Annotated in this window: 17 protein-coding genes; 4 read left to right on the top strand and 13 right to left on the bottom strand. The window is 67.0% G+C overall.

Annotation, left to right across the window (positions count from 1 at the left end; translation table 11 throughout):
* Positions 1 to 127 precede the first annotated feature (127 nt).
* From OHZ10_RS08445 to OHZ10_RS08390, 12 genes are all read right to left on the bottom strand, one after another.
* A complete protein-coding gene (locus OHZ10_RS08445; protein WP_059234369.1) occupies positions 128 to 1882 on the bottom strand; it encodes a methyl-accepting chemotaxis protein in 1755 nt (584 codons plus the stop codon).
* Between the two features lie 289 nt (positions 1883 to 2171).
* Positions 2172 to 3101: a ribokinase gene (gene rbsK / locus OHZ10_RS08440; protein WP_174991455.1), complete on the bottom strand. Its 930-nt coding sequence runs from the start codon at positions 3099 to 3101 to the stop codon at positions 2172 to 2174.
* Complete coding sequence (locus tag OHZ10_RS08435) at positions 3098 to 4129, bottom strand: LacI family DNA-binding transcriptional regulator (protein WP_059234373.1); 1032 nt, start codon at positions 4127 to 4129, stop codon at positions 3098 to 3100. Before OHZ10_RS08435 ends, rbsK begins: the two co-directional genes overlap by 4 nt.
* 35 nt (positions 4130 to 4164) lie before the next feature.
* Entirely contained in the window at positions 4165 to 5184 is a 1020-nt protein-coding gene (locus OHZ10_RS08430; RefSeq protein ID WP_059234375.1) for an ABC transporter permease, read from the bottom strand.
* On the bottom strand, positions 5181 to 6794 hold the full coding sequence (locus OHZ10_RS08425) for a sugar ABC transporter ATP-binding protein (protein WP_059234377.1): 1614 nt from the start codon (positions 6792 to 6794) through the stop codon (positions 5181 to 5183). The genes OHZ10_RS08430 and OHZ10_RS08425 overlap by 4 nt, the downstream gene beginning before the upstream one ends.
* Before the next feature lie 145 nt (positions 6795 to 6939).
* Positions 6940 to 7890: a sugar ABC transporter substrate-binding protein gene (locus OHZ10_RS08420; protein WP_059234379.1), complete on the bottom strand. Its 951-nt coding sequence runs from the start codon at positions 7888 to 7890 to the stop codon at positions 6940 to 6942.
* Between the two features lie 324 nt (positions 7891 to 8214).
* Entirely contained in the window at positions 8215 to 8601 is a 387-nt protein-coding gene (locus tag OHZ10_RS08415) for a DUF805 domain-containing protein (protein ID WP_059234381.1), read from the bottom strand.
* A gap of 333 nt (positions 8602 to 8934) precedes the next feature.
* On the bottom strand, positions 8935 to 9861 hold the full coding sequence (locus OHZ10_RS08410) for a CysB family HTH-type transcriptional regulator (RefSeq protein ID WP_059234383.1): 927 nt from the start codon (positions 9859 to 9861) through the stop codon (positions 8935 to 8937).
* A gap of 75 nt (positions 9862 to 9936) precedes the next feature.
* Positions 9937 to 10995, bottom strand: a complete 1059-nt coding sequence (locus tag OHZ10_RS08405; RefSeq protein WP_059234385.1) for a sulfate/molybdate ABC transporter ATP-binding protein — start codon at positions 10993 to 10995, stop codon at positions 9937 to 9939.
* Between the two features lie 13 nt (positions 10996 to 11008).
* Positions 11009 to 11950: a sulfate ABC transporter permease subunit CysW gene (gene cysW / locus OHZ10_RS08400; RefSeq protein ID WP_342704318.1), complete on the bottom strand. Its 942-nt coding sequence runs from the start codon at positions 11948 to 11950 to the stop codon at positions 11009 to 11011.
* Positions 11947 to 12840 carry a sulfate ABC transporter permease subunit CysT gene (gene cysT, locus OHZ10_RS08395; RefSeq protein ID WP_059234389.1) on the bottom strand — a complete coding sequence of 298 codons (894 nt, stop codon included), beginning with the start codon at positions 12838 to 12840 and terminating at the stop codon, positions 11947 to 11949. The genes cysW and cysT overlap by 4 nt, the downstream gene beginning before the upstream one ends.
* A 122-nt stretch (positions 12841 to 12962) precedes the next feature.
* Complete coding sequence (locus OHZ10_RS08390) at positions 12963 to 14000, bottom strand: sulfate ABC transporter substrate-binding protein (protein ID WP_342704316.1); 1038 nt, start codon at positions 13998 to 14000, stop codon at positions 12963 to 12965.
* Positions 14001 to 14264: 264 nt separating this feature from the next.
* Here OHZ10_RS08390 and lexA point away from each other — a divergent pair, with 264 nt between their 5' ends.
* Genes lexA through OHZ10_RS08370 form a run of 3 tightly spaced genes read left to right on the top strand, consistent with a single transcriptional unit; the run spans position 14265 to position 16011 of the window.
* Positions 14265 to 14912 (top strand): transcriptional repressor LexA, encoded by a 648-nt coding sequence (gene lexA, locus OHZ10_RS08380; RefSeq protein WP_006759459.1) that lies wholly within the window; start codon positions 14265 to 14267, stop codon positions 14910 to 14912.
* A gap of 26 nt (positions 14913 to 14938) precedes the next feature.
* Positions 14939 to 15274 (top strand): hypothetical protein, encoded by a 336-nt coding sequence (locus OHZ10_RS08375; RefSeq protein ID WP_006476078.1) that lies wholly within the window; start codon positions 14939 to 14941, stop codon positions 15272 to 15274.
* A 29-nt stretch (positions 15275 to 15303) separates the two neighbouring features.
* Positions 15304 to 16011, top strand: a complete 708-nt coding sequence (locus tag OHZ10_RS08370) for a DUF2939 domain-containing protein (protein WP_059234394.1) — start codon at positions 15304 to 15306, stop codon at positions 16009 to 16011.
* An 87-nt stretch (positions 16012 to 16098) separates the two neighbouring features.
* On the opposite strand, the gene OHZ10_RS08365 is transcribed toward OHZ10_RS08370, so the two are convergent.
* On the bottom strand, positions 16099 to 16596 hold the full coding sequence (locus OHZ10_RS08365) for a universal stress protein (protein WP_059234395.1): 498 nt from the start codon (positions 16594 to 16596) through the stop codon (positions 16099 to 16101).
* A gap of 331 nt (positions 16597 to 16927) precedes the next feature.
* Between OHZ10_RS08365 and nodI the strand changes: the two genes are divergently transcribed.
* Positions 16928 to 17842, top strand: a complete 915-nt coding sequence (nodI, locus tag OHZ10_RS08360; RefSeq protein WP_059234397.1) for a nodulation factor ABC transporter ATP-binding protein NodI — start codon at positions 16928 to 16930, stop codon at positions 17840 to 17842.

Raw genomic sequence — 17842 nt, 5'->3', positions numbered from 1 at the left:
ACGCACGTGACGATGTGCAATCGGATCGTTCGCACTGTCACATTTCGTCTGTCGCAGAAACGACAACGCCCGCAGGTCGCGGGCGTCGTTCGTCACCAAATGGGGATAGATACGCGGCGCGCGCGAATCAGAAAGTCTCCCAGTCGTCGCCGCCGGCGGTAGCGGTAGCCGGCGCCGCAGCGGCCGCGGCGGGCTTGCGTGCCGGCATCGCTGCGGCTGCGCGCTTCGGCGGCGCATCGCGCTCGTCGCGCGCAGCGGCCGGTACGGGCGCGGCAACCGCCGCGGAAGGCGCGCGCGACGCGTGACGCGCCGCCACCGGAGCGACAGCGCGTGCTGCCTCGTCATCGAGCTGGAATACCGCCGCCGTTTCACGCAGGCGCCCGGCCTGTTCGTCGAGCGACTGCGCGGCCGCCGCCGCTTCCTCGACGAGCGCCGCATTCTGCTGGGTGACTTCATCCATCTGCGCGACCGCGCGTGCCACCTGGTCGATCCCGCCGCTCTGTTCCTCGGACGCCGCCGCGATCTCGCCCATGATGTCGGTCACGCGCTGCACCGCGCCGATCACGTCGCTCATCGTGCGCCCCGCTTCGTCGACCAGCGTCGAGCCCGTCCGGATACGCTCCACCGACGCGTCGATCAGCGCCTTGATTTCCTTCGCCGCGCTCGACGAACGCTGCGCAAGGCTGCGCACCTCGCCGGCCACGACCGCGAAGCCGCGCCCCTCCTCGCCCGCACGCGCGGCTTCGACGGCTGCATTCAGCGCAAGAATGTTGGTCTGGAACGCGATTCCCTCGATGATCGCAATGATGTCCGCGATCTTCGCCGAGCTGTCGTTGATCTCGCCCATCGTGCCGACCACCTGGCCGACCACCGTATTGCCCTTGTTTGCAATCTCCGACGCATTCGCGGCCAGCGAACTTGCCTGGCGTGCATTGTCCGCGTTCTGTTTCACGGTGCCGGTCAACTGCTCCATGCTCGACGCGGTTTCCTGCAGCGCCGCGGCCTGTTCCTCGGTGCGCGACGACAAATCGATGTTGCCGGCCGCGATCTGGCGGGCCGCGGTCGCGATCGACTCGCTGCCGCCGCGCACGGTGCGCACCGTGTCGACCAGCCCGCGCTGCATCTTCGCGAGGCCTTCGAGGAGCTGGCCCATCTCGTCGCGCCGGTCCACGACGATCGGACGGCGCAGGTCGCCGGCGGCGATCGCGTCGAAGTGCGACAGCGCGTCGGCAATCGGGCGGCCGATCGCGCGGCTCAGCGTCAGCCACGACAGCAGCGCGGCGCCGATACCGGCCAGCAGCGCGACGATCGACAGCACGCGCAGCGTGTCGAATACCGATTCCGCCTGGTCGAAGCTCGCCTGCGCATCGGTGAACTGGAAATTGCGCAACGCTTCGCTGGACACCGCGAGGTCGTTGTAGAGCGCCTGAAGCTGCTTGGCGCCGTCGCCGATGCGATCGCGCTGGTCCGCCGCGAGGAGGCTCGAGAATGCGTCACAGGCGCGCTGCAGCGCCTGACGCTTCGCGGCGACGTCCTGCGCGAGCCGGTCTTCTTCCGGGCCGCGGGGCAACGCGAGGTACTTCTGCCACCATGCGTCGGACTGCGTGCGCATCCCGCGGCTGCGCTCCACGGCGGCCGCCGAGTCAGGCGTACCGGCCAGCAGCGCCGCACGGTCGAGCGCGAGGCGTTCGCGCGCAGCGAACATTTCCGCGACTGCCACGTCGACCGCGCTCGGCATCTGGTTCGTGAAAATCTCGCGCGTCGAGTCGTTCGAACGCGTCATCCCATACACCCCGAGCACGCCGGTTACGCCCAGCAGCACCGCCAGAAACGCCATCGTCAAACCGATGCGCGCACGAATCGTCAGGTTCCTGAACACCATCATCCATCCTGTGTTGCGTCGTCATGAACGGGCCCGGCCCGTTGGCTCGAAGCATTGCTTCACCTGACTCATTTACGACCGTGCAACGCACAACTTGATGGATTTCAGCGCATTTTTTCGAATTATTCGTCTGTATATTACAAATACCTGAACAATCGATGCGAATTCGGGCCAGTTCGAGAGACGGGAGAATAGTCCGGCAATGCGCCGGCACATTGCCGAAAGGTCGGCCGGCCGTCTTCGGCGGAGGGCCGGCCGCGAGATGCGGCCGGAAGCCGGTGATCCGGGCCTAGCCGGCCAGTTCGGCGAGCGTCGGAATCGACGGCTGTGCGCCCGCGCGCGTGACCGATAGCGCGGCCGCACGTTGCGCGAAGCGGATGGCCGTATCGACGTCCGCGCCGGCGGCAATCCGCGCGGAAAAGCCGCCGATGAAGGTATCGCCGGCCGCCGTCGTATCGACGGCCTGCACGGCCGGCGCCGGATAGTGCCGCGCGGTGCCGTCGGCTGTCAGCGCGAGCACGCCGCGCGCGCCGAGCGTAACGAGCACGTTGCGCGCGCCGCCGGCCTGGAGCACGCGTGCAGCGGCTTCGGCCTCGGCCGGGTCGCGCACCGGCAGCGCGGTCAGCGCGGCCGCCTCGACCTCGTTCGGGATCAGGTAATCGACGAGCGGCAGCCAGCCGTCCGGCAGCGGTGCGACGGCCGGGGCCGGATTGAGCACCACGGTGCGGCCGAGCCGGCGCCCGGCCGACAATGCGGCGAACACCGCATCCGGCGGCGTCTCGAGCTGGCAGATCAGCACGTCGGCCGACGCCAGCGCGGCCTCGTGGCCCGCGACCGTGCCGGTCGTGACTTCGCCATTGCCGCCCGCGACGATCACGATCGCGTTCTGGCTCGCATCGTCGACGACGATCAGCGCGACGCCGGTCGACGCCGATGCGCTCGTCGCGAGCCCCGTGCAGTCGATCCCTTCGGCCTCGAGGCCCGCGCGCAGCGCTGCACCGTGCGCATCCGCGCCAACGCAGCCGATCATCGCGACCTGCGCACCGAGCCGCGCGGCGGCGACGGCCTGGTTGCCGCCCTTTCCGCCCGCCGCCTGTGCGAACGCGTGCCCGGCGAGCGTTTCGCCCGGCAGCGGCAGCCGCGGCGCCCGCACCACGAGATCCATGTTGAGACTGCCGACCACCGTCACGCGGCCGGCGCCCGCTGCGCTCGCCGTCATGCGCGACCGCCCGATGCGGCCGGCTCGCGGTAGATCGCCGTCGATTCGCGCAGCACGAGGCGCGGCGAGACGACGCGACGGCGGCTCGGCACGGCCGTCGAGCCGCCGCCGATCCGTTCGATCAGCGTCTGCGCGGCCATTTCGCCGAGCGCGCGTACCGATTGCCCGACCGTCGACAGCGCCGGATACGTGTAGCGGGAAAACTCGATGTCGTCGAAACCGATGATCGAGCAGTCGTCCGGCACGCGCAGCCCGCGCTCGGCCGCTGCGCGCAGCGCGCCGACGCCCATCAGGTCGTTGCCCGCGAAGATCGCGCTCGGCCGCACCGATTCGAACAGCCGCGACGCCGCGTGATAGCCGCCGAGGCACGAGAAGTCGCTTTCCGCGATCGCGCCCGGCACGATGTCGACCCCGCGCTCGGCCATCGCGCGGATGAAGCCGTGCACGCGCATCGCGCTGACGGCCGTGTCGGTCGGCCCCGTGATGCAGCCGATCTTCGCGTGCCCGAGTTCGAGCAGGTGACGCGTCGCCAGGTAAGCGCCGCGCTCGTGGTCGATCTGCACGAGGTCGGCCGCGAGCCCCTCGATGTTGCGGTCGACGACGACGAGCGGCGCGTGGATATCCGCGAGCGTCTGCGCGAGCACCGCGTCCTCGCCGGCCGACGCGACGATCAGCCCGTCGATGCGCTTTTCCTGCAGCACGCGCAGGTAATTGCGCTGCTTCACGGGATCGTCGTCCGAGTTGCAGAAGAACACGCAATAGCCGTTGGCCGCGCACTGATCCTCGATGCCGCGCGCAAGCTCGGCGAAGTACGGATTCGTGCTGTTCGGCACGACGAGGCCGATGGTCGCCGTCGCACGCGCCTTCAGCGAGCGCGCGACGGCCGACGGCACGTAATTCAGCTCGCGGATTGCGCCTTCGACCTTCGCACGCACATCCGCTGACACCGGCCGCGAATTGTTCACCACGTGCGAGACGGTCGTAAACGACACGCCCGCCATGGCCGCCACATCCTTGATCGTCGCCATTTCCCGTTTCTCTCTGGTCTGTTCTGTCTGTCTTTCTACCGCGCGCGCGAGCGCCGGCTACGATACGTATCGAGCACGACCGCCACCACGATCACCGCGCCGGTGATGATCCGTTTCGTCGGCTCGTTCGCACCGATTTGCGCCAGCCCCGCGGCCAGCACGGAGATGATCAACACGCCGAAGAACGTGCTGATCACCGAGCCGCGCCCGCCCATCAGGCTCGTGCCGCCAATCACGACGGCGGCGATGACCTGCAGTTCGAGGCCCGAGCCCGCGTTCGGGTCGGCCGCCTCGAGCCGTGAAATCTGGAACAGCGACGCAAGCCCCGCGAGCGCGCCCATCAATGCGAATACGAGAATTTTATACGGCCGCGGGTTAACCCCTGCAAGTCGGACGGCTTCCTCGTTCGTGCCGATCCCGACCAGATAGCGCCCGAACACGGTGCGCGTCAGCACGAACTGGGCCGCGATCATCACCGCGACCGCGATCAGGAACGCCGGCGAGATGCCGAGCGCGATCGGGTTCGACAGGAAATCGAACGCGTCGCCGATGTAGGCCGTGCGCGAATTCGTCAGCTGGTACGCGAGGCCGCGCGCGGCCTCCAGCACGCCGAGCGACACGATGAACGACGGAATCCGCCAGCCGACCGTGACCGCGCCGGTCAGCGCGCCGGTCGCGGTTGCGACCGCGATCCCGATCAGCGCGGCGGGCAGCGGCCCCCACTGCCATTTCAGCGCGGCGACGCTGACCATCGACGCGGCGAGCGCGAGCACCGAGCCGACCGACAGGTCGATCCCGGCGATGATCAGCACGAAGGTCATCCCGACCGACATCACGACGAGATCGGGAATCTGGTTTGCGATCGTGCTGAACGTGTCGTAGGTCAGGAAATGCGAGCTCAGCACGGAAAACAGCGCGATCATCGCGGCGAGCGCGCCGGCGAGCCCGAGATAGTTCGACAGGCCGAGCCGCGTGCCGGACAGCGTGCGCGCGCGGCGCCCCGTCACGTCCTGCTGGGCGCCGGCGCCGGTCGGGGATACGGGAGGCTGGGTCATTGCTGTCGTCCTGTCGTCGAATTGCCCGGAGCGGCGCCTGGCGCCTGCCCCGCGGCCGGATGCGGCGCGCCGTCCGCCGGCGTCTCGCGGCCGAAGCCGGCGAACGCCGCGGCCAGCAGCCCATCCTGGGTCCAGTTGCCGCGCTCGAACACGGCGGTCATGCGGCCGGCCGACATCACGCCGATCCGGTCGCAGATCAGCATCAGCTCGCGCAGGTCGCTCGACACGACCACGAGTGCGCGGCCTTCACGTGCGAGCGCGCCCATCAAAGTGTAGATCTCGAATTTGGCGCCGACGTCGATCCCGCGCGTCGGTTCGTCGAACAGCAGCACGCCCATGTCGCGCGCGAGCCAGCGGCCGATCACGACCTTCTGCTGGTTGCCGCCCGACAGTTCGCCGACCGCCTGCGCCGCGCCGTGCGTGCGGATCCGCAGCGCGTCGATCTGCTGCTCGGCGAGCGCCGTTTCGCGTGCGGAATCGACGACGCCACCACGCGCCAGCCGATCGAGCTGGCCGAGCGACACGTTCGCGGTGATCGACTGCGACAGCAGCAGCCCTTCACCCTTGCGATCCTCGGTGATCAGCGCGATGCCCAGCTTCACGGCATCGACGGGCGACGCGATCTGCGCCGGCTTCAGCGGCTGGCCGACCGCGATCATCCCGGCATCCGGCGTATCGGCGCCGTAGATCAGGCGCAGCAGTTCGGTTCGCCCCGCCCCGATCAGCCCCGAGATGCCGAAGATCTCGCCCGCACGCACCTCGAGCGACACGTCGCGCACGGCCGTCCCGCGCGTGAGGCCCGACACGACGAGCCGCGGCGCGCCGAAATGGCGCTCGCCGAGATCGATGTGCTCGCCGATCTCGCGCCCGACCATCAGCGTGACGAGCCCGTCGGACGTCGTCGCCGCCATCTCGCCCGCGTGCACGAGCCGGCCGTCGCGCAGCACTGCGACGCGCTCGGCGACCCGCGCGAGTTCCTCGAGCCGGTGCGAGATGTAGACGATCGCGACACCGCGTTTCTTCAGACGGTCGATCTGCTCGAACAGCAGCTCGACTTCGCGCGCAGTCAGCATCGCGGTCGGTTCGTCGAGAATCAGCACGCGGCAGTCGCCGATCAGGTTGCGCGCGATCTCGACCATCTGCTGGTGGCCGATGCCGAGCGCGCCGACCGGCGTATCGGGATCGACCGCGTCGAGCCCGACCTGCGCCATCGCGGCGCGCGCGTCCTCGCGCAACCGCGCGCGGTCGATGATCCCGAAACGCCGCGGCAGGCGATTCAGGAACAGGTTTTCGGCAACCGTCAACGTCGGCAGCAGGTTCAGTTCCTGCATCACCATGCGCACGCCGAACGCCTCGGCCTGCGTGCGGCTCGTCGGCGCATACGCCTGGCCGCCGAGCTGCATCGTGCCGGTCGTCGGATCGACGAGCCCGCCGATGATCTTCGACAGCGTGCTCTTGCCGGCGCCGTTCTCACCCGTCAGCGCGAGCGCCTGGCCCGCCTCGAGCGTCAGCGTGACGTCGGCGAGCACGGGTTCGGCATAGGTCTTGCCGATGCCGGATACGGACAGCACGGGGTGGGCTGAACGGGAGGGTTGGAAGGTCGGTTCCATCGCGATCCTGGTTGCGGCCGCGCGCACGCGGCGCGCGGGTGTGACGCTCACAAGTGCATGTGCATGCAGTGGCCGTGATCGCGCTCACTCCGGATAACGGCCGCCACGACGGATTCTTGAGGGTGGCGGCCGGATCGGCGCGGCGTTACTTCGTCACGAGATCCACCGGCGTCTCGACCACGCCGGACATGTCGGCCTGCTTGCGATGCTCGGCGATCGCCTTGAGCGCCGTGTCGATGCCGAACACGGCCTGCTTCGCCGCGTACTGGTCGGCAGTCGCGATCACGCGGCCATCCTTCAGCATCGGCTTGATCGCGTTGATGTTGTCATAGCCGACCACGAGCACCTTGCCCTGCTTGCCAGCCGCACGCACGGCCGACACGGCGCCGATCGCCATGTTGTCGTTGCCGCACAGCAGCGCCTTCAGGTTCGGGTATTCGTTGAGCATCGCGGCAGCGACCGCATTGCCCTTGTCGATTTCCCATTCGCCCGACTGCACCGACACGACCTTCATCCCGCCCGCCTTCATCGCGTCCTGGAAGCCCGCCGTGCGCTGCTGCGCATTGGTCGTCGTCGACACGCCTTCGACGATGCCGACCTGGTCGCCCGCCTTCAGCCGCTTCGCGAGGTAGTCGCCGATCTTGCGCGCGCCCTTGCGGTTGTCGGGGCCGACGAACGGCACGTTCAGGTTCTTCGACTTCAGCACGTCGGGATCGAGCCGGTTGTCGATGTTCACGACGATGATGCCCGCGTCGACGGCCTTCTTCACGACCGGCACGAGCGCCTTCGAATCGGCCGGCGCGAGCACGATCGCGTCGACCTTCGACACGATCATCTGCTCGACGATGCGGATCTGGTTCGCAGTATCGGTCTCGTCCTTGATGCCGTTGGTGATCAGGTCGAACTGATTCGCGTTGTGCTTCTGGTATTCCTTCGCGCCCGTTTCCATGGTCAGGAAGAACTCGTTGGCGAGCGACTTCATCACGAGCGCGACCTTCGGCTTGGCCGCAGATTGCGCGTGGACGACCGGTGCAGCAGCGACCGCGACGGCGGCAAGCGCGGCGGTCAGGAAGCGACGGCGAAAGCGGACATTCATACACATCTCCTGGCGACTGGCCCGTAGGCCGGACTGTTGTTTGACTGTTGTTTTAATGTGTGCAAACGTTTGCGCCACACTACCCGGGCAATGGCCATCGATGCTGCTGTCGGTACCACGGAATGGAAGCAAGGCAGACGGCCGACTGCCTGGCGCGTGCTGTCGTTGACGCGCCGCCGCCGGCGTGACGCCGGCAGAGTGAGGGCTATGCTGTACCGATTCGCTTCGGCGCGCAACCTGTCTGATCAATATTTAAGGGTTTATTCGGAGCGCGCGATCGTGCTGCACGACGCGCAAATACGACACTCGCATGGGCGCCGCGCATCAGGCCGGATTCTGCGGCGCGGGTTCGTCTTCATCGACCGTCGGCGGCTCGCCGAAGCGGTTCGCATGCGACGTACCGGCGATGAACCCGTTCATCACGAACAACGCGATCGCACCGACGACCGGCACGCAGATCAGCAGCATCCACCATCCCGACTTGTCGATGTCGTGCAGCCGCTTCACGGTGACCGCAATCCACGACCACATCGCGACGACGGCGATCGCAACCGCGACGAGCAGCACCAGCAGCGGCAGGTCGTCGTTCGACGAACCGCGCGAACCCGCATCGAAGAACGCGCCGATCAACCCCGAAACCAGCGAGTAGATCCACCACGGCAGGCGCCCGGTCCGGCCTTTGAAGGAAAAGAGAAACCATTTCAGATTCATTGTTCGCCTCTTCGTCGTGCGGCGCGAATGGCCGCCATCGGACAATGCGCGCATTGAATCATATCTTCCGAGAAATGGCCCGGCCGGGATGGCCGACACCGGATCGAAACGTCAGCATGTGCCGTCTTGTTTTTCTGTTGGCACGAGAACGCGTGTCGATCGCCCCACGCGGGGAAGAACCGGGCCAGGAGCGGCGGCCGCACCCCATGGCTCGCTGAATCAGGCAACCGTGACGGCGGCCATTGCGCGGCCGCCGCCCGGCGCATGGCTTCGTGCGCGCGCATCGACGCCATCCGGGGTAACGGCCCGGACGGCGCCCGATGCGCACTGCCGTCAAACGGCTTCGCGCAACAGCCCCGCGATTTCCGCTTCGTTCAGGTGCGGCGCGAACATCTCGATCAGCCGGTACGCATACGCACGCAGGAATGCGCCCTTGCGCAGCCCGACGCGCGTCGTGCTCGCCTCGAACAGGTGCTGTGTATCGAGCGCGACGAGCCCGGTGTCGCGCTGCGGATCGTAGGCCATCGCCGCAACGACGCCGATCCCCATTCCGAGCTCGACGTAGGTCTTGATCACGTCCGCGTCGATCGCGGTCAGCACGACATCCGGCACGGCGCCCGCCTGCGTGAACGCCTGGTCGATGTGCGAGCGCCCCGTGAAGTCCTGGTCGTACGTGATGATCGGATACTCGGCGATTTCCTCGAGCGTCAGGCTCTCGCGGCCGACGAGCGGATGGCCCTTCGGCACGACGACCGTGTGATGCCACGAATAGCACGGGAACGTAACGATGTCCGGATAGCGGTCGAGCGCCTCGGTCGAGATGCCGAGATCGGCCTCGCCATTCAGGATCATCTGCGCGATCTGCTGCGGGCTGCCCTGGCGCAGCGCCAGATGCACCTTCGGGAACACGTCGGTGAACTGCCGGATCACCTTCGGCAGCGCATAGCGCGCCTGCGTGTGCGTCGTCGCGACGACGAGGTGGCCACTGTCCTGGTCGGCGAACTGGCGCGCGACGCGGCGCAGGTTCTCCGCGTCGAGCAGCATCCGCTCGATCAACTGGTGCACGGCCTTGCCGGGCTCCGTGAGCCCCGTCAGCCGCTTGCCGCGCCGGATGAAGATGTCGACGCCCAGTTCATCCTCGAGATCCTTGATCTGCTTCGACACGCCCGACTGCGACGTGTACAGCACGTTCGCGACTTCCGTCAGGTTCATGTTCTGGCGCACCGCTTCGCGCACGAACCGCAATTGCTGAAAATTCATGGGTATGCCTCTTAGGCTGTCGTTGTTTGATTGTCGATCTGGAGCCTGTTCCGCCCCCTGCCCTGCATTTTCTCGTCAATGCGCGGGAAACACACGCACCGCGCGCGGCACGGCCGTCGCACCGTCACCGACCTGCAGCGACAGCGCACGCCATGCGTCGCGATCGAGCTCCGCCTCGAGCGCACCGCCCGCGCGCGCCTCGAGCTCCACGCGCACCGATCCGCCGAGCGGGATCACGCGGCGCACGTCCACCGCGATGCCGTCGCGATGCCCTTCGCCCGCCGGCCACAGCTGCAGATCGTGCGGCCGCACATAGGCATTCGCGGGGCCCGCGAAATCGGCGTCGACCGCGATCGGCGCAGCCGCGCCCTCGGCAACGAAGCCACGCCCGGCCACCGTGCCCGGCAGCCGGTTGGCCGCGCCGAGAAACTCGTACACGAACGCGCTCTGCGGATGATCGTAGACGTCCTGCGGGCTGCCGACCTGCTCGACGTGGCCGCGGTTCAGCACGACGATGCGATCCGCGACTTCCAGCGCCTCCTCCTGGTCGTGCGTGACGAAGATCGTCGAGATGTGCAGGTCGTCGTGCAGCCGGCGCAACCAGCCGCGCAGCTCCTTGCGCACCTTTGCGTCGAGCGCGCCGAACGGCTCGTCGAGCAGCAGCACCTTCGGCTCGACCGCGAGCGCGCGGGCCAGCGCGATGCGCTGGCGCTGGCCGCCCGACAGCTCGGACGGATAGCGCTGCGCGAGCCAGTCGAGCTGCACGAGCTTCAGCAATTCGTGCACCTTGTCGCGAATCACGGCTTCCGACGGCCGCTCGCGGCGCGGCTTCACGCGCAGCCCGAACGCGACGTTCTCGAATACGGTCATGTGACGGAACAGCGCGTAGTGCTGGAACACGAAGCCGACCTGGCGGTCGCGCGCGCCGACCGACGCGACGTCGAGCCCTTGCAACACGACCTGGCCGGCGTCCGCGTGCTCGAGGCCCGCGATCACGCGCAGCAGCGTAGTCTTGCCGCAGCCGGACGGACCGAGCAGCGCGACCAGCTCTCCCGGCGGAAAATCGAGCGACACGTTGTCGAGCGCGGTGAAATCGCCGAAGCGCTTCTGAAGGTTACGGACGGTGATACCCATTCTGGTTGCCTCTTTACGATTTCGACGAAACGGCGGCGACGGGGCCGGCATGTGCGGGAACGGCGTCGCGCGCGCCCAGTTCGGCGGCGAGGTGACGCTCGGCGATCAGCTTCAGCGCGAGCGTGACGAGCGCGAGCAGCGCCAGCACCGACGCCACCGCGAATGCGGCCGCGAAGTTGTATTCGTTGTACAGGATCTCGACGTGCAGCGGCATCGTGTCGGTCTGGCCGCGGATATGGCCCGACACGACCGACACCGCGCCGAATTCACCCATCGCGCGCGCATTGCACAGGATCACGCCGTACAGCAGGCCCCACTTCACGTTCGGCAGCGTCACGCGGCGGAAGATCTGCCAGCCCGACGCACCGAGCACGCGCGCGGCTTCTTCCTCGTCGGTGCCTTGTGCCTGCATCAGCGGAATCAGTTCGCGCGCGACGAACGGGAACGTGACGAAGATCGTCGCGAGCACGATGCCCGGCACCGCAAAGATGATCTGCACGTCGTGATCCTGCAGCCACGGCCCGAGCCAGCCCTGTGCGCCGAACAGCAGCACGTACACGAGGCCCGAGATCACCGGCGACACCGAGAACGGCAGGTCGATCAGCGTCGTCAGCAGCGCCTTGCCGCGGAATTCGAACTTCGCGATCGCCCACGACGCGCACACGCCGAACACGAGATTCAGCGGCACCGCGATCACGGCGACGGTCAGCGTCAGCTTGATCGCCGACCACGCATCGGGATCGGCCAGCGATTCGAGATAGAAGCCGACGCCCTTGCGCAGCGCCTCGACGAACACCGCGGCGAGCGGCACGACGAGGAAGAACGCGAGGAACGCCAGCGCGATGCCGGTGAGCAGCCAGCGCACGACGCGCGACTCGCTGACGGGGTCGAGCCGTTTCGCGGCCCGCGCGGCCGGCGACGGGGTTTTCAGCACGACGGTGGCCTCCTGGCTCATTGCTGGCCTCCTGCCGCGACGGCGGTGACGGTGGCGGGCGCGGGGCCGCTGGCGCCCTTGCTCGTGCGGCGCTGCAGATACCACTGCAGCGTATTGATCAGCAGCAGCATCAGGAACGACACGACCAGCATCACGACCGCCAGCGCGGTCGCGCCCGCGTAGTCGTACTGCTCGAGCTTCGTGATGATCAGCAGCGACGTGATCTCGGATTTCATCGGCACGTTGCCGGCAATGAAGATCACCGAGCCGTATTCGCCGAGCGCACGCGCGAACGCGAGCGCGAAACCGGTGAGGAGCGCCGGCAGCACGGCCGGCAGCACGACGCGGCGGAACGTCAGCCAGCGCGACGCGCCGAGGCACGCGGCCGCTTCTTCCTGCTCGCGCTCGAAATCCTCGAGCACCGGCTGCACGGTACGCACGACGAACGGCAGCCCGATGAAGGTCAGCGCGACCAGCACGCCGGCCGGCGTGAACGCGATCTTGATGCCGAGCGGCGCGAGATACTGGCCGACCCAGCCATTGGTCGCGTAGACGGCCGCGAGCGAAATGCCGGCGACCGACGTCGGCAGCGCGAACGGCAGGTCGACGATCGCATCGACGAGGCGCTTGAACGGAAACGTGTAGCGCACGAGCACCCACGCGACGAGGAAGCCGAACACGGCGTTGATCAGCGCGCCGCCAAGTGCGGACGTGAACGTCAGCCGGTACGACGCGAGCACGCGCGGCGACGTGACGGCGGTGACGAACTGGTCCCACGACAGCGTCGCGGTCTTCAGGAACGTGGCGGCGAGCGGGATCAGCACCACGAGGCTCAAATAGGCCACCGTGATGCCGAGCGTCACGCCGAAACCGGGCAGCGCGCTCGGCTTGCGAAAGGTGTACGTCGTCATCGGATGCTCTTGCTGGGTCGATGCTGCTCATGGGTCCGACGCAAACGCCGGCGCAGTGAATCGCGCCGGCGGGCAATCGGGGATGCGGCGCGCTGTCGTGGCGCGCCGCTGTCGTTATGGCGTTACTGCGGCTTGTAGATCGAGTCGAACACGCCGCCGTCCGCGAAATGCGTCTTCTGCGCACTCGTCCAGCCGCCGAACGTGTCGTCGACCGTGTACAGCTTCAGCTTCGGGAACTGCTTCGTCAGTTCCGCCGGCACGTTCTTCGAACGCGGCCGGTAGTAGTTGCGCGCCGCGATTTCCTGGCCCTGCGGGCTGTACAGGAAGTTCAGGTACGCGTCGGCCAGCTTGCGCGTGCCCTTCTTGTCGACCACCTTGTCGACCACCGCGACGGGCGGCTCGGCCAGGATGCTCACCGACGGCACGACGATCTCGAACTTGTCGGTACCGAATTCCTTCACCGACAGGAATGCCTCGTTCTCCCATGCGATCAGCACGTCGCCGATCCCGCGCTGCACGAAGCTCGTCGTCGCGCCTCGCGCGCCCGAATCGAGCACGCCTGCGTTCTTGTAGAGCTTCGTGACGAATTCCTTGGCCGTCTGCTCGTTGCCGCCCGGCTTGTGCACCGCGTACGCCCATGCGGCCAGGTAGTTCCAGCGCGCGCCGCCCGACGTCTTCGGGTTCGGCGTGACGATCGAGATGCCCGGCTTGGTCAGGTCGTCCCAGTCCTTGATCCCCTTCGGGTTGCCCTTGCGCACCAGGAACACGATCGTCGACGTGTACGGCGACGCGTTGTCGGGCAGGCGCTTCTGCCAGTCCTTGTTGACGAGCCCCTTGTTCGCGAGCGCGTCGATGTCGTACGCGAGCGCCAGCGTGACGACGTCGGCCTGCAGGCCGTCGAGCACCGAACGCGCCTGCGCGCCCGACCCGCCGTGCGACTGCTTGAAGTTCACGGTCTCGCCCGTCTTCGCCTTCCACTCCTTGCCAAACGCCTGGTTGAAGTCCTGATACAGCTCGCGCGTCGGGTCGTACGACACGTTCAGGAACGTCGTATCGGCCTGGGCATGCGTCGCGACGCCCAGCGCCGCCGCCGCGCCCAGCGCGAGTGTTGCGATCAGGCGGCCCACTCCGCCCACCAGCCCCGTATTGCGCTTCGCCATCCTTGGTTCTCCAGTGTTGTCGGTGTTGCGATGTCGGGCCAGTCTAACGAACGGGTTACATGATTAAAAATAATCGTTCTTCATTTTTTAATACTCAAAAGTGCTAACGCAGACGGGATGGACGGTTGCGGCAGATAAACCGCCGTCCGGACGTCGCGAAATCACGCCGGAACCGGCGTGATCGCGTCGAACCTCACGTAACACTTGAAATTCGCGAAGTACTGTATAAAAATACAGCTCACTGTCTATCCATACAGTTGAGCCATGACCAAACTCACCGCCCGTCAGCAGCAAGTGTTCGACTTGATCCGTCGCGCGATCGAGCGCTCCGGATTCCCGCCCACCCGCGCCGAGATCGCGGCCGAACTGGGTTTCAGCTCGCCGAATGCGGCCGAGGAGCACCTGCGCGCGCTGGCGCGCAAAGGCGTGATCGAGCTGGCGGCCGGCGCGTCGCGCGGCATCCGCCTGCTCGGCATCGAAGATGCCCCGCACCAGTTCACGTTGCCGCACGCCGGCCTGATGCAGTTGTCGCTGCCGCTCGTCGGCCGCGTCGCAGCCGGTAGCCCGATCCTCGCGCAGGAGCACATCTCGCAGCACTACGCATGCGATCCCGCGTTGTTCACGAGCAAGCCCGACTACCTGCTGAAGGTGCGCGGCCTGTCGATGCGCGACGCCGGCATCCTCGATGGCGATCTCCTCGCCGTGCAGAAGCGCACGGAAGCGAAGGATGGCCAGATCATCGTCGCGCGTCTCGGTGACGACGTCACGGTCAAGCGCCTGATGCGCCGGCCGGGCGGTCTCGAGCTGATCGCGGAGAACCCGGATTACGAAAACATCTTCGTCAAGGCCGGCAGCGCCGAATTCGCGCTGGAAGGCATCGCCGTCGGGCTGATCCGCTCGGGCGAACTCTGACATTCCGTCTCGCTGAGGAGAACATCATGGAACGCCTTGCCCGTCTGCTGCCTTTCCGTCAATTCGGCCGCCTGCGTCATCTGCGCGGCCGCACGCCCTGCGCACCGCTGTCCGCGGCCGCGCCCGTGCAAGAAGAAGTCGCAGTCGAACGGCAGGCGTCCCTGCTGCCGTCAGCGCTCCCCGCGTTCGCCCGGGTATCGCTGAACGCCGGCCTGAATCACGCGGAACCCGCGCGTCGCGCACCGGTGCGCGTCTATCACGGCCGGTCGCGCCTGATCATGGTCGGCACGATCGATGCCGTGTGCCGGATGATCGATCGCTGCATCGCGGAGGAACGATCGGCTACGCCGGGCGGTCTCTGATTGCGGAACATCCCCGCACCGGAGGCAACGTGACTGGATCGCCGAGCCGCGCATGGCGACTCAAGCCCCTGCTGATCGTCGCGCTGATCGTCGTCGTCATTGCGGCGATCGGCTATGCGTACGCGTCGCCGTACGTCGCGCTCGGTCGCCTGAAATCGGCGATCGATGCGCGAGATGCGCAGGCGATCAGCGAGTATGTCGATTTTCCGTCGCTACGCATCAGCCTCAAACAGCAGGTCACGGAAGAGTTGATGCGCCGGATCGACGCTGTGAAGAAGAACAACCCGTTTGCGGTGATCGGCGCGCTGATCGGGTCCGCGTTGATCGGCCCGCTGGTCGATGCGTACGCGACCCCGGAGGGCGTGGCCGCGCTGATGAGCGGATTGCCGCCGCGCGGCAATCCGGGCGAGCGCCCGCCTGATTTGTCGAATCTGCCGCAAGGCAATACACCGGGCGGCGCACCAGCCGCAACGCCGGCCAATCCGGCGCCGGCAAGTGCCGCCGCTGCGAGCAGTAACGCATCCGCTGCGACCGCGTCGTCAGCGGTGCCCGCGCCTGCCACGCCGGCGAGCCCGAGCGAGGCGACGCATCCGCAGCAAACCAGCGCGGGCTACCGGAATATCGATGAATTCGTCGTGACGTATCAGCGCAGCGCCGACGGCACGCGCTATGCGGCGGTATTCCACCGCTTCGGGCTGTTTTCGTGGAAATTGTCCGCGATCGACCTGCACGCATAACAGGCCGCGCTCGACGCCCGCACCGCTGAAGCGGTGCGGCGCCTGACCAGCACGCATTGCCGACCAGGCAACCATCGCGTCTTTAGATCATTTGCCGTTCGCCGTGGCCGCTTCACGCTCGCGCGCGATTTCGGCTTTCTGCTCTTCCGCCGACGAGCACGCCACCAGAATGCTGCAGTTCACGCGGTCGAGCAGTTGCGTATTGCCCGAGCCCATCCACCATCGCGACAGTCCGCTGCGGCACCGGTGGCCGACAACGACGAGGTCGACCTTCAGTTCCGACGCAAGATTCGCGATTTCGTCGATCGGATAACCGAACGCGAAATGGCCTTCGGCCTGCACGCCACGCTCGCGCAGCCAGTTCACCCCTTCCTCGAGGATTTCGCGCGCGGTTTCCTCGAAGCGGCCGCATGCGACATCGGTCAGCAAACCTGCACTTTGCGCAATGCTCGAACGCATGTCGACGACCGACAGCAAGTGCGTTTCGGCCTTCAGGTCCATTGCGAGATTAGCGCCGCAGCGCAGTGCCTTGCGCCCTTCGAGCGTGCCGTCGTAACACAGCAAAATCTTGTTGTAGCTAGCCATGAAACCTCCCTATCGCGACAACGAGCCTACGCATTCATCATGGTGCGCCGCAATTCAGGACGCAAGGGATGGAAAACGCTGATTCGCCCCGCGCGGCGCGTGCGCGATGATGCAGTGCACGATCGGTGCGCGCATGCATCGCACCGTGCAGGCATGCCCTGAAGAGACGCAGCCGATGCACTAGAATGGCTCGTCCGTACTCCAGCGGGTCATATCGCGCCGGCGTCGTTCGCTTCGGTCATGCCCATGTGACACGCATTCGTCCGATCCGTTCGCCAACCGGCCAGCCGGCGGGCAGCGGAACGCACCCGCTCACAACGACAACATGCCCATGTCCGTCGCACCGATCGATTTCCGCAACGTCGAAAAGCGCTATGGCGACAAGCTCGTCGTCAACGGTCTGTCCTTCAACGTCCAGGCCGGCGAATGCTACGGCCTGCTCGGACCGAACGGCGCCGGCAAGACCACCACCCTGAAAATGCTGCTCGGCCTCACGCACCCCGATGCCGGCACCATCTCCCTATGCGGCGAACCGGTTCCATCGCGCGCGCGGCATGCACGCCAGCGCGTCGGCGTCGTCCCGCAGTTCGACAATCTCGATCCCGACTTCACCGTGCGCGAGAACCTGCTCGTGTTCAGCCGCTACTTCGGGATGTCGGCGCAGGCCGCACGCGCACTCGTGCAGCCGCTGCTCGAATTCGCGAAGCTCGAAAACAAGGCCGATGCGAAGGTCGGCGAGTTGTCGGGCGGCATGAAACGCCGCCTCACGCTCGCCCGCGCGCTCGTCAACGATCCCGACGTGCTGGTGCTGGACGAGCCGACGACGGGCCTCGATCCGCAGGCGCGGCATCTGATGTGGGAGCGGCTGCGTTCGCTGCTCGCGCGCGGCAAGACGATCCTGATCACCACGCACTTCATGGAAGAAGCCGAACGACTGTGCGATCGCCTGTGCGTGATCGAGGAAGGCCGCAAGATCGCCGAAGGTGCGCCGCACGCGCTGATCGAATCGGAGATCGGCTGCGACGTGATCGAGATCTACGGGCCCGATCCGGCCACGCTGCGCGACGAGTTGTCGGCATTCGCGAAGCACACCGAGATCAGCGGCGAGACGCTGTTCTGCTATGTGACGGACCCCGAACCGCTCAGCGCGCGACTCAAGGGTCGTACTGGGTTGCGCTATCTGCATCGCCCGGCCAATCTGGAGGATGTGTTCCTGCGGCTCACGGGCCGCGAAATGCAGGACTGA

This window comes from Burkholderia arboris (assembly GCF_038723655.1).
GTDB lineage: Bacteria > Pseudomonadota > Gammaproteobacteria > Burkholderiales > Burkholderiaceae > Burkholderia > Burkholderia arboris.
This window is presented reverse-complemented; position numbering and strand designations above follow the sequence as displayed.